This is a genomic window from Enterobacter cloacae complex sp. SHL021 (assembly GCF_049237765.1).
Classification (GTDB): domain Bacteria; phylum Pseudomonadota; class Gammaproteobacteria; order Enterobacterales; family Enterobacteriaceae; genus Enterobacter; species Enterobacter cloacae.
Map to the genome: position 1 here is coordinate 94,729 of NZ_JBMKJG010000011.1, position 12,567 is coordinate 107,295.

Annotated in this window: 10 protein-coding genes; 7 read left to right on the forward strand and 3 right to left on the reverse strand. The window is 55.7% G+C overall.

Annotation, left to right across the window (positions count from 1 at the left end):
- The first annotated feature begins 38 nt into the window (after nucleotides 1–38).
- The 3 genes from znuA to lpxM all read left to right on the forward strand — a co-directional run bounded on the left by znuA (nucleotide 39) and on the right by lpxM (nucleotide 3,406).
- Nucleotides 39–983, forward strand: a complete 945-nt coding sequence (gene znuA, locus ACOTZF_RS13055) for a zinc ABC transporter substrate-binding protein ZnuA (RefSeq protein WP_013096089.1) — start codon at nucleotides 39–41, stop codon at nucleotides 981–983.
- A gap of 15 nt (nucleotides 984–998) precedes the next feature.
- Nucleotides 999–2,318 (forward strand): murein DD-endopeptidase MepM, encoded by a 1,320-nt coding sequence (mepM, locus tag ACOTZF_RS13060; protein WP_013096090.1) that lies wholly within the window; start codon nucleotides 999–1,001, stop codon nucleotides 2,316–2,318.
- A 116-nt stretch (nucleotides 2,319–2,434) separates the two neighbouring features.
- Complete coding sequence (gene lpxM / locus ACOTZF_RS13065; RefSeq protein WP_040019981.1) at nucleotides 2,435–3,406, forward strand: lauroyl-Kdo(2)-lipid IV(A) myristoyltransferase; 972 nt, start codon at nucleotides 2,435–2,437, stop codon at nucleotides 3,404–3,406.
- 51 nt (nucleotides 3,407–3,457) lie between these two features.
- On the opposite strand, the gene pyk is transcribed toward lpxM, so the two are convergent.
- Together pyk and ACOTZF_RS13075 are read right to left on the reverse strand one after the other, a co-directional pair.
- Entirely contained in the window at nucleotides 3,458–4,900 is a 1,443-nt protein-coding gene (gene pyk / locus ACOTZF_RS13070) for a pyruvate kinase (RefSeq protein WP_013096092.1), read from the reverse strand.
- Between the two features lie 140 nt (nucleotides 4,901–5,040).
- Entirely contained in the window at nucleotides 5,041–5,910 is an 870-nt protein-coding gene (locus ACOTZF_RS13075; protein WP_029882312.1) for a MurR/RpiR family transcriptional regulator, read from the reverse strand.
- Nucleotides 5,911–6,266: 356 nt separating this feature from the next.
- Here ACOTZF_RS13075 and zwf point away from each other — a divergent pair, with 356 nt between their 5' ends.
- The 3 genes from zwf to kdgA all read left to right on the forward strand — a co-directional run bounded on the left by zwf (nucleotide 6,267) and on the right by kdgA (nucleotide 10,469).
- Nucleotides 6,267–7,742 carry a glucose-6-phosphate dehydrogenase gene (zwf, locus tag ACOTZF_RS13080; protein ID WP_014832396.1) on the forward strand — a complete coding sequence of 492 codons (1,476 nt, stop codon included), beginning with the start codon at nucleotides 6,267–6,269 and terminating at the stop codon, nucleotides 7,740–7,742.
- 234 nt (nucleotides 7,743–7,976) lie between these two features.
- Nucleotides 7,977–9,788: a phosphogluconate dehydratase gene (gene edd, locus ACOTZF_RS13085; protein ID WP_029882311.1), complete on the forward strand. Its 1,812-nt coding sequence runs from the start codon at nucleotides 7,977–7,979 to the stop codon at nucleotides 9,786–9,788.
- 39 nt (nucleotides 9,789–9,827) lie between these two features.
- Nucleotides 9,828–10,469, forward strand: a complete 642-nt coding sequence (gene kdgA / locus ACOTZF_RS13090) for a bifunctional 4-hydroxy-2-oxoglutarate aldolase/2-dehydro-3-deoxy-phosphogluconate aldolase (protein WP_029882310.1) — start codon at nucleotides 9,828–9,830, stop codon at nucleotides 10,467–10,469.
- A gap of 42 nt (nucleotides 10,470–10,511) precedes the next feature.
- On the opposite strand, the gene purT is transcribed toward kdgA, so the two are convergent.
- Nucleotides 10,512–11,690 (reverse strand): formate-dependent phosphoribosylglycinamide formyltransferase, encoded by a 1,179-nt coding sequence (purT, locus tag ACOTZF_RS13095; protein ID WP_129252434.1) that lies wholly within the window; start codon nucleotides 11,688–11,690, stop codon nucleotides 10,512–10,514.
- Nucleotides 11,691–11,860: 170 nt separating this feature from the next.
- On the opposite strand from purT, the gene ACOTZF_RS13100 reads away from it, so the two are divergent.
- A complete protein-coding gene (locus ACOTZF_RS13100; protein WP_020690815.1) occupies nucleotides 11,861–12,508 on the forward strand; it encodes a tellurite resistance TerB family protein in 648 nt (215 codons plus the stop codon).
- Nucleotides 12,509–12,567 lie beyond the last annotated feature (59 nt).

The window sequence follows — 12,567 nt, forward strand, 5'->3', positions numbered from 1 at the left end:
TCACATTCCACGCATTCATTACGATGATTAGTCGCATTATGTTACATAAAAATACGCTTCTTTTCGCAGCATTATCCGCTGCCCTTTGGGGCACAACAGCACAAGATGTTAACGCTGCCGTTGTCGCTTCGCTCAAACCGCTGGGATTCATTGCATCGGCCATTGCAGATGGGGTGACGGAAACCCAGGTTCTGCTGCCCGATGGGGCCTCTGAGCATGATTATTCCCTGCGTCCATCCGATGTAAAACGCTTACAAAACGCGGACTTAGTTGTCTGGATTGGGCCGGAGATGGAAGCCTTCATGCAGAAGTCTGCGAACCAGATCGCGGACACGAAAAAGGTCACCATTGCCGAACTTTCTGGCGTGAAACCGTTGCTCATGAAGGGGAGTGATGACGACGGTGACGAACATGAAGGTCATCATGCTCATGATGAAAAAGGTGACGGGGATCACCATCACGGCGAGTACAATATGCATCTTTGGCTCTCCCCAGAGATAGCGCGGCTTTCGGCGGTTGCAATCCATGACAAATTAGTGGAACTTATGCCGCAAAGTCGAGCCAAACTAGACGCCAACCTGAAAGATTTTGAGGCACAATTAGCCGCAACCGATAAGCAGGTGGGTAATGAGCTGGCACCGCTGAAAGGAAAAGGGTATTTCGTTTTTCATGACGCCTATGGCTATTACGAAAAACACTACGGCCTGACCCCGCGTGGGCATTTTACCGTCAACCCTGAAATTCAGCCTGGTGCGCAGCGTTTACATGAGATCAGAACACAGTTGGTTGAGCAAAAAGCGTCCTGCGTTTTTGCTGAGCCACAGTTCAGGCCAGCGGTCGTAGAAGCCGTGGCCAGGGGAACATCCGTGCGCATGGGAACCCTTGACCCGCTAGGAACGAACATCCAGTTGAGTAAAGCGAGCTATTCGCAGTTCCTCACTCAACTGGCGAACCAGTATGCGAGCTGCCTGAAAGGAGATTAACGAGGAAGTGAATACGTGCAACAGATAGCCCGCTCTGTCGCCCTGGCATTTAACAATCTGCCCCGACCCCATCGCGTTATGCTGGGGTCGCTTACAGTTCTCACCTTAGCGGTCGCCGTCTGGCGGCCCTATGTTTACCACCCGAGTTCTGCCCCTATCATCAAAACCATCGAGCTTGAGAAGAACGAAATCCGTTCTCTGCTGCCGGAGGCCAGTGAGCCTATCGACCAGGCGGCTCAGGAAGATGAAGCCATTCCGCAGGATGAGCTGGACGATAAAACCGAGAATGAAGCCGGGATCCATGAATATGTGGTCTCCACTGGCGATACGCTGAGCAGCGTACTGAACCAGTACGGCATTGACATGGGGAATATCAGCCAGCTGGCTGCCGCAGATAAAGACCTGCGTAACCTGAAAATTGGCCAGCAGCTCTCGTGGACGTTAACGCCAGAGGGCGATCTGCAGCGCCTGACCTGGGAAATGTCCCGTCGCGAAACGCGCACATACGACCGCACTGCAAACGGTTTCAAGATGACCAGCGAGTTGCAGAAGGGCGACTGGGTTAACAGCGTGATGAAAGGGACCGTAGGCGCAAGCTTTGTCTCCAGCGCGCGCGATGCGGGCCTGACCAGCGCTGAAATCAGCTCGGTTATCAAAGCCATGCAGTGGCAGATGGATTTCCGTAAGCTGAAAAAAGGTGATGAGTTCTCCGTACTGATGTCCCGCGAAATGCTGGACGGTAAGCGTGAGCAGAGCCAACTGGTGGGGGTACGTTTGCGCTCTGATGGCAAAGATTACTACGCCATTCGCGCTGAAGACGGCAAATTCTATGACCGCAGCGGTACCGGGCTTGCGAAAGGCTTCCTGCGCTTCCCAACGGCGAAACAGTTCCGCATCTCATCCAACTTCAACCCGCGTCGTCTGAACCCGGTCACCGGGCGCGTGGCGCCGCACCGTGGCGTGGACTTCGCCATGCCACAGGGCACACCGGTGCTGGCGGTGGGAGATGGTGAAGTGGTTGTCGCAAAACGCAGCGGGGCGGCCGGGTACTATGTTGCGGTCCGTCATGGTCGCACTTATACCACCCGTTATATGCACCTGCGTAAGCTGCTGGTGAAACCAGGCCAGAAAGTGAAACGTGGCGACCGTATCGCCCTCTCAGGCAATACCGGACGTTCTACAGGGCCACACCTGCATTATGAAGTGTGGATCAACCAGCAGGCGGTAAACCCGCTGACGGCGAAACTGCCGCGCACCGAAGGGCTGACGGGTAAAGATCGTAAAGATTACCTGGCGCAGGTGAAAGAGGTTGTGCCGCAACTGCGTTTCGACTAAACCCTTCCTTGTCTAAAGCCGGCGTCAGTAAGCGCCGGCTTTTTCTTTTGTGCGTGGGGCGCTGCCTCGCTACACTATCGTCATTATATTTTGCGTCACCAGACCCTGGAACCAGCATGGAAACCAAAAAAAACAATATTGAGTTCATTCCTGAGTTTGAAAAATCCTTTCGCCACCCGCGTAACTGGGGCGCCTGGCTTGGCGTTTACGCGTTTGCTGGCATTGCCATGTTACCTGCCTCTGTGCGCGATCCCGTTCTGGGGAAAATTGGCCGTCTTGCAGGACGAATGGGCAAAAGTGCCCGTCGTCGTGCGCAAATCAATCTCTACTACTGCTTCCCGGAAAAGAGCGATGCCGAGCGCGAAGCGATTATTGATGACATGTATACCACCGCGCCACAGGCCATGGCGATGATGGCAGAGCTGGCGCTAAAAGGGCCAGAAAAGGTCCTTAAGCGTGTTGACTGGAAAGGGCTGGAGATCATTGACGAGATGCGCCGCAACGATGAAAAAGTGATTTTTCTCGTTCCGCACGGCTGGGGAGTGGATATTCCGGCCATGCTGATGGCATCTCAGGGCCAGAAGATGGCGGCCATGTTCCATAACCAGGGTAATAAAGTCTTTGATTTCGTCTGGAACACCGTGCGTCGTCGTTTTGGTGGACGCCTGCACGCCCGTAACGATGGTATTAAGCCGTTTATTCAGTCCGTGCGACAGGGGTACTGGGGTTATTATCTGCCGGATCAGGATCACGGTCCTGAGCACAGCGAGTTTGTCGATTTCTTTGCCACCTATAAGGCGACACTTCCGGCGATTGGCCGTCTGATGAAAGTCTGCCGCGCCCGGGTTATTCCGCTGTTCCCGGTCTACGATGGCAACACGCACCGTCTGAGCATTGAGGTTCGCCCGCCGATGGACGACTTACTAACCGCGGACGATAACACCATCGCGCGTCGCATGAACGAAGAGGTGGAGGTGTTGGTGGGACCGCATCTTGAGCAATACACGTGGATCCTGAAGTTGCTCAAAACGCGTAAGCCTGGCGAGAAAGAGCCGTATCAGCGCAAAGAACTTTACCCAAAGAAATAAAACCCCTCACGCTGACCCTCTCCCCGTGGGGGAGAGGGAAACATCTGTTTATTATTCGACGGTTAATACGCGGGTGGTGTTGGTTGAGCCGATGGTGCTCATGACATCACCCTGGGTCACGATGACAATATCACCGGATACCAGGTAGCCTTTGTCGCGCAGCAGATTAACGGCATCGTGCGCCGCTGCCACACCGTCATTGGTGCTGTCGAAGTAAACCGGGGTTACGCCGCGGTACAGCGCCGTCAGGTTCAGCGTGCGCTCGTGGCGGGACATCGCGAAGATCGGCAGACCGGAGCTGATACGGGACGTCATTAGCGCGGTACGGCCTGATTCGGTCATGGTGATGATCGCCGTGACGCCCTTCAGATGGTTAGCCGCATACATGGCGGACATCGCAATCGCTTCTTCCACGTTGTCGAACTGCACGTCCAGACGGTGTTTAGAGACGTTGATGCTTGGGATCTTCTCCGCGCCCAGACAGACGCGCGCCATCGCGGCAACGGTCTCTGCCGGGTACTGACCGGCTGCGGTTTCAGCGGAGAGCATGACCGCATCGGTACCGTCCAGCACGGCGTTAGCCACGTCCATCACCTCTGCACGGGTCGGCATTGGGTTGGTGATCATGGATTCCATCATCTGGGTTGCGGTGATCACCGCGCGGTTCAGCTGACGCGCGCGACGGATCAGCGCTTTCTGGATGCCGACCAGTTCCGGGTCGCCAATTTCCACACCCAGATCGCCACGGGCAACCATCACCACGTCAGACGCCAGAATCACGTCGTCCATGGCATCCTGATCGCAAACGGCTTCCGCACGTTCAACTTTTGCTACGATTTTCGCGTCGCAGCCGGCATCACGCGCCAGACGACGGGCATAGTTCAGGTCTTCGCCGCAGCGCGGGAAGGAGACAGCCAGATAGTCCACGCCGATCAGCGCCGCGGTAACGATATCCGCTTTGTCTTTATCGGTCAGCGCTTCGGCAGACAGGCCACCGCCGAGCTTGTTAATGCCTTTGTTGTTAGAGAGTGGGCCGCCGACGGTGACTTCGGTGAACACCTTCATCCCCTGAACTTCCAGCACTTTCAGCTGAACACGACCGTCGTCGAGCAGCAGGATATCGCCAGGCACAACGTCAGCCGGCAGACCTTTATAGTCGATACCCACTTTCTCTTTATCGCCTTCACCTTTACCCAGGTTGGCATCAAGCAGGAATTTATCGCCGATATTGAGGAAAACTTTGCCTTCTTTGAAGGTCGAGACACGAATTTTTGGACCCTGAAGGTCACCGAGGATAGCAACATGGCGGCCCAGTTTAGCCGCGATCTCACGCACTTTGTCGGCACGTAATTTATGGTCTTCTGGCGTACCGTGAGAGAAGTTCATACGCACCACGTTGGCACCCGCGGCGATAATCTTTTCGAGGTTATTATCGCGATCGGTGGCCGGGCCTAAGGTGGTGACGATCTTGGTTCTGCGAAGCCTTCTGGACATGTAATACTCCGTTGACTGAAACAACTTTGGTGTTGCGTGAAGATTGAATCGGCCTTCATCTGCTGCAAAGCAACCGCGAGGGGACCGAATGCCGTAAATCGTTACATCGTAATTATTCGTTACGTCTTAGTTATCTACTATCAAGGAACATCGCTCTTTATAAGCAATTCTTTATCAAAACGCGATTCCTTGAGCGCTTCCTTGACACGCTTCAAGTTATCTCTGAATTTAGCGCCGCGGCGTAAGGTAAAACCGGTTGCCAGGACGTCAATCACCGTCAACTGCGCCAGACGGGAGACCATTGGCATATAGATATCCGTATCTTCCGGAACGTCCAGAGTAATGGCGAGCGTGGCTTCTCTTGCCAGCGGCGTGCCTGCCGTCGTGAGGGCGATAACCATGGCATCGTTTTCACGCGCCAGCTGCGCCAGCTCAACCTGACTTTTAGTGCGCCCGGTATGGGAAATCAGGACCACCACGTCATCCTCGCTACAATTCATACAGCTCATGCGTTGCAACACGATGTCATCGGAATAAATGACCGGGACGTTAAAGCGGAAGAATTTATTCATGGCGTCATGCGCCACGGCCGCCGACGAACCGAGTCCGAAGAACGCAATTCGCTTGGCCTGGGTCAGTAAATCGACCGCCCGGTTAACGGAACTCATATCCAGCGACTGACGCACGTGGTCAAGCGTGGCCATGGCCGATTCAAATATTTTCGCCGTGTATGCATCTACGCTGTCGTCTTCATCCACATTGCGATTAACATAGGGCGTACCATTTGCCAGACTTTGTGCCAGATGCAGTTTAAAATCAGGAAAGCCACGCGTTTCCAGGCTCCGGCAGAACCGATTCACCGTCGGCTCGCTGACGCCTGCATCCTGTGCCAGAGCGGCGATGCTTGAATGAATCGCCTGAGCAGGCGAGGCGAGAATAACTTCAGCCACTTTTCGCTCGGATTTGCTAAGGTGTTCCAGTTGAAACTGGATTTTTTCCAGCATGTTCATGTTAACAGGACGCTCATGGGTGTAAACGATTTCATCCATAGATGAAATTGAGATTCGATTTAGCCGATATTACCCTCGTGGCTTCCATAAGGGGTAACAGTCGACAAGATAATGTTGTTGTTTTTTTTCATTACTTGATCGGTGTCGGGTTTTACTGTGACCGTGTTGCGCAAAGAATCGACGCTTGTTGCGTCATCAGGCCAGCGTAATCCTCTTAAGGGTGAAAAATCGCCGTATCGCACGCGACGTTAAGCGCTAATGGTTTCGGGAATGACGTAAAAGCAGTACAGTGCATTGTAATAAAATTACAACGATACCTGGCAGAAGCACCAGGTGATCCAACTGAGGAGAATGACATGGCGGTAACGCAAACAGCCCAGGCATGTGACCTGGTCATTTTCGGCGCGAAAGGCGATCTTGCACGCCGAAAATTGCTGCCTTCCCTGTATCAACTGGAGAAAGCGGGCCAACTTCATCCGGATACCCGTATCCTGGGTGTAGGGCGCGCCGACTGGGACAAGGACGCATACACCAAAGTCGTGCGTGAAGCGCTCGAAACTTTCATGAAAGAGAAAATTGATGAAAGTTTGTGGGATACCCTGAGCGGACGTCTCGATTTCTGCAATCTGGATGTGAACGACGTGAGCGCGTTTACCCGTCTGGGTGAGATGCTGGATCAGAAAAACCGGGTCACCATTAACTATTTCGCCATGCCTCCAAGCACCTTCGGTGCCATCTGTAAAGGTCTGGGCGAAGCGAATCTGAACGCCAAACCTGCGCGTGTGGTAATGGAAAAACCGCTGGGTACCTCACTGTCTACCTCCCGCGAAATCAACGACCAGGTGGGCGAATACTTCGAAGAGTGCCAGGTCTACCGCATCGACCACTATCTGGGCAAAGAGACGGTACTGAACCTGCTGGCGCTGCGTTTTGCCAACTCCCTGTTTGTGAACAACTGGGACAACCGTACCATCGACCACGTGGAAATCACCGTGGCCGAAGAGGTGGGTATCGAAGGCCGCTGGGGTTACTTTGACCAGGCCGGTCAGATGCGTGACATGATCCAGAACCACCTGCTGCAGGTACTCTGCATGATTGCCATGTCTCCGCCATCAGACCTGACCGCTGACAGCATCCGCGACGCGAAGGTGAAAGTGCTGAAGTCACTGCGTCGTATCGACCGTTCTAACGTGCGCGAGAAGACGGTGCGTGGTCAGTACACATCTGGCTTTGCGCAGGGCAAAAAAGTCCCTGGTTATCTGGAAGAAGAGGGCGCGAACAAGTCCAGCAACACCGAGACGTTCGTGGCGATCCGCGTGGATATCGATGACTGGCGTTGGGCGGGTGTGCCGTTCTACCTGCGTACCGGTAAACGTCTGCCAGCCAAATGCTCTGAAGTTGTCGTTTACTTCAAAAACCCTGAGCTGAACCTGTTTAAAGAGTCCTGGCAGGAGCTGCCGCAGAACAAACTGACTATCCGTCTGCAGCCGGATGAAGGTGTGGATATCCAGATCCTGAACAAAGTGCCGGGGCTGGATCACAAACATAACCTGCAGACCACCAAACTGGATCTGAGCTACTCCGAGACCTTCAATCAAACGCACCTGGCGGATGCTTACGAGCGCCTGCTGCTGGAAACCATGCGCGGTATCCAGGCGCTGTTTGTGCGTCGCGACGAAGTGGAAGAGGCGTGGAAATGGGTCGACTCCATCACCGAAGCCTGGGCTGCCGATCAGGATCCGCCAAAACCGTATCAGGCGGGCACCTGGGGACCTGTCGCCTCCGTGGCGATGATCACCCGTGATGGCCGCTCCTGGAATGAGTTTGAGTAAGATAATCCTCTAGCCCGAAGGTGTTATTTTACCGGTAACATGATCTAACACAGCTAGTGGCACAATTTTTATACTTTTAAGCTCCGCGTGGATTCACCCGCGGGGCTTTTTTTATTACACTGCCGGAAGCGATTTTGCCCCTGAGCTCCGGACAGCAAGCGTTTCAGCGTTGTTAACAACTGCCAGCGACTTTGTAAACTCCCGAGCCCGGACAGATAAATTAGAGGAGCTTTTATGAATCCGACATTGTTACGCGTAACACAACGCATTATCGAGCGCTCGAAAGAGACCCGTTCGGCTTACCTCGCCCGCATTGAACAGGCTAAGACCAATACCGTACATCGCTCGCAGCTGGCCTGCGGTAACCTGGCGCACGGTTTCGCCGCCTGTCAGCCTGAAGACAAAGCCTCATTAAAGAGCATGCTGCGTAACAATATCGCCATCATTACCTCCTATAACGACATGCTCTCCGCGCATCAGCCGTACGAAGTGTACCCGGACATCATCCGTAAAGCGCTGCACAGCGTGAATGCGGTGGGCCAGGTGGCGGGGGGCGTGCCGGCCATGTGTGACGGTGTGACCCAGGGGCAGGACGGGATGGAGCTGTCGCTGCTGAGCCGCGAAGTCATTGCCATGTCTGCAGCGGTCGGTCTTTCTCACAATATGTTCGATGGCGCGCTGTACCTCGGCGTGTGCGACAAGATTGTCCCGGGGCTCGCCATGGCGGCGCTGTCGTTTGGTCATCTTCCGGCCATTTTTGTGCCGTCAGGTCCGATGGCCAGCGGTTTGCCAAACAAAGAAAAAGTGCGTATCCGCCAGCTGTATGCCGAAGGTAAAGCAGACCGCCAGGCGCTGCTGGAAGCGGAAGCCGCCTCTTACCATGCGCCGGGTACCTGTACCTTCTACGGTACGGCCAACACCAACCAGATGGTGGTGGAATTTATGGGGATGCAGCTTCCGGGCTCCTCCTTCATTCAACCCGATGCGCCGCTGCGCAAGGCTCTGACCGAAGCCGCCGCCCGTCAGGTGACGCGTCTGACCGGGAACGGCAACGAGTGGATGCCGCTGGGTAAAATGGTCGACGAGAAAGTGATCGTCAACGGCATCGTGGCCCTGCTGGCAACGGGGGGCTCAACCAACCACACCATGCACCTTGTGGCAATGGCACGTGCGGCTGGCATCCTGATCAACTGGGATGATTTCTCCGACATCTCTTCCGTGGTGCCGCTGATGGCGCGCCTGTATCCGAACGGTCCGGCAGACATTAACCACTTCCAGGCCGCCGGTGGCGTACCGGTGTTGATGCGTGAGCTGCTCAAGGGCGGTCTGTTGCACGAAGACGTGAACACGGTGGCGGGCTATGGTCTGCATCGCTATACCCTTGAGCCGTGGCTGAACAACGGTGAGCTGGACTGGCGTGATGGGGCGAGCGCCTCTCTTGATCCGCAGGTCATTGCTACCTTCGAACAGCCGTTCTCACGCCACGGCGGCACGAAAGTGCTGAGCGGCAACCTGGGACGCGCGGTGATGAAAACCTCTGCCGTGCCGGAAGAGAACCAGGTGATTGAAGCCCCGGCAGTGGTCTTTGAGAGCCAGCATGATGTTTTACCTGCCTTTGATGCGGGCCTTCTCGACAAGGATTGCGTGGTGGTGGTGCGTCATCAGGGACCCAAAGCGAACGGGATGCCAGAATTACATAAACTTATGCCACCGCTTGGTGTATTATTGGACCGCCGTTTCAAAATTGCACTGGTCACCGATGGACGCCTCTCGGGTGCCTCAGGTAAAGTGCCTTCAGCCATCCACGTAACGCCTGAAGCGTATGATGGTGGTTTGCTGGCTAAGGTGCGTGACGGCGACATCATCCGCGTCAATGGCCAGACAGGTGAGTTAACCCTGCTGGTGGACGAAGCCGAGCTGGCGGCCCGTCAGCCGCATATTCCAGACCTGAGCGCATCGCGCGTGGGAACCGGACGCGAAATGTTTGGCGCGCTGCGTGAGAAACTCTCCGGGGCGGAGCAGGGCGCAACCTGTATTACGTTTTAAGACGACTTGATTTTATCGATCTGGCGAGAGAAAACTCTGATGAAAAACTGGAAAACAAGTGCAGAAGCAATCCTGACCACTGGCCCCGTTGTGCCGGTTATCGTGGTGAACAAACTGGAGCACGCGGTACCGATGGCGAAAGCGCTGGTTGCGGGTGGCGTTCGCGTTCTGGAAGTGACCCTGCGTACCGCCTGCGCGATGGACGCGATTCGCGCAATCGCTAAAGAAGTGCCGGATGCCATCATTGGTGCGGGTACCGTTACGAACGCAAAACAGCTGGCTGAAGTGACTGAAGCGGGCGCGCAGTTTGCCATCAGCCCGGGTCTGACCGAGCCGCTGTTAAAAGCGGCAACCGAGGGCACCATCCCGCTGATCCCCGGGATCAGCACCGTTTCTGAACTGATGCTGGGCATGGACTACGGTCTGAAAGAGTTCAAATTCTTCCCGGCAGAAGCCAACGGCGGCACCAAAGCGCTGCAGGCGATTGCGGGTCCCTTCTCTCAGGTGCGCTTCTGCCCGACGGGCGGCATCTCTCCGGCCAACTACCGTGATTACCTGGCGCTGAAGAGCGTGCTGTGCATCGGCGGCTCCTGGCTGGTACCGGCGGATGCCCTGGAAGCAGGCGACTGGGATCGCATCACCAGACTGGCTCGCGAAGCGGTTGAAGGCGCGAAGCAGTAAGCACCTCGCATCATGAAAAACGGGCCATCAGGCCCGTTTTTTTTATCCGTTAACGCTAACCGCGGCAGCGGCAGCTTTCGCCCTTGCCACGGCATCATCCACGCTATCGCCGGTGGCTAATGCCACGCCCAGTCGACGCGTACCGTCGATCTCCGGTTTCCCGAACAGGCGAACCTGCAGACCTGCCCCAACCGCGCCTTCAACGTTGTCAAATGTGACGTTCTGGCTGGTCAGTTGCGGGAGGATCACCGCCGAGGCGGCCGGACCATACTGGCGAATACCACCAACCGGCAGGCCGAGGAACGCGCGCACGTGCAGGGCGAACTCGGAGAGATCCTGGGAAATCAGGGTCACCATCCCCGTATCGTGCGGGCGAGGGGACACTTCGCTGAAAATCACCTCATCACCGCAGACAAACAGTTCCACGCCGAACAGGCCGTAACCGCCCAGTGCCAGCACCGTTTTACGGGCGATCTCCTGCGCGCGCGCCAGCGCCAGGGCACTCATCTGCTGCGGCTGCCAGGATTCACGGTAATCGCCATCCTCCTGACGGTGTCCAATCGGATCGCAGAAATGGACGCCATCAACGGCACTGACGGTCAGGAGGGTAATTTCGAAATCGAATTGCACCACGCCTTCAACAATCACGCGACCGGCTCCGGCGCGACCGCCCTGTTGGGCATAATCCCACGCCTTGTCCAGCGTGCTGCTGTCGCGAATAAAGCTCTGCCCTTTACCGGAGGAGCTCATCACCGGCTTGATGATACACGGATAGCCAATCTCCTCAACGGCCTGCAGGAAAGCAGCTTTATCGCCGGCAAAACGATAGCCAGAGGTGGGTAATCCCAGCTCTTCCGCCGCCAGGCGACGAATGCCTTCGCGATTCATTGTCAGCTTCGCGGCCTTTGCACAGGGCACCACGCGCTGGCCTTCCTGTTCAAGGGCAAGCAGCGTATCGGTGGCGATGGCTTCGATCTCCGGTACGACAAAATCCGGTTTTTCACGCGTAATCAGCTCGCGCAGGGCATCGCCATCCAGCATGTTAATCACATAAGAACGGTGGGCAACGTGCATGGCGGGTGCATCGGCGTACCGGTCTACGGCAATGACTTCCACGCCTAAACGCTGACACTCAATGGCGACCTCTTTGCCCAGTTCACCCGATCCCAACAGCATTACACGCGTCGCCGCAGGTCGCAGCGCGGTTCCTAAACGAGTCATAACAATCCCCCTGAAAAAGTTGCGCGCAGTATAAACGAAAACGTTTGCGTGTGTCTTGATCGGGGCCCGTGCGCGGGGAAGAAATTTGCGCTTCTTTAGCCCCGCCAGACATTTCCTGACGCCTGCTCGCTTACGCTGTGGAACATGTACACCGTTAAGTGAGGGAAACCATGTCTGGCTGGTTAAATCAATTGCAATCACTGTTAGGGCAGAAAACATCGCCATCCGGCGAGCAGGGGCTGAGCAAACTGGTCCCCGGGGCGCTCGGCGGGCTGGCAGGCCTGCTGGTGGCGAATAAATCCTCGCGCAAGTTGCTGGCAAAATATGGCACCGGCGCGTTACTGGCCGGTGGCGGAGCCATTGCGGGCACGGTTCTGTGGAACAAATACAAGGACAGAGTGCGAACCGCACATAGCGATGAACCCGATTATGGTCAGCACACGTCACCGTTGGATCTGCGCACTGAACGGCTGATCCTTGCGCTGGTTTTTGCCGCGAAAAGTGACGGGCATATCGACGATAAAGAACGGTCGGCGATTGAGCAGCAGCTGCGGGAGGCCGGTGTGGAAGAGCAGGGCAGAACGCTGGTGGCTCAGGCCATCGAACAGCCGCTGGATCCGCAGCGCCTTGCGCAAAGCGTAAAGAATGAGGAGGAGGCGCTTGAACTCTATTTCTTAAGCTGTGCCGCCATTGATATTGACCACTTTATGGAGCGCAGCTACCTCAATGCCCTCGGCGACGCGTTGAAGATCCCTCAGGACGTGCGCGACGGCATTGAGAAGGATATCAGGGAGCAAAAACAGGCGTTAGCGGGTTAACTGTCACCGTCGCGGTCATGTTTCGCTTGCATCATGCGTGTGTTTTGCCAACCTTATAG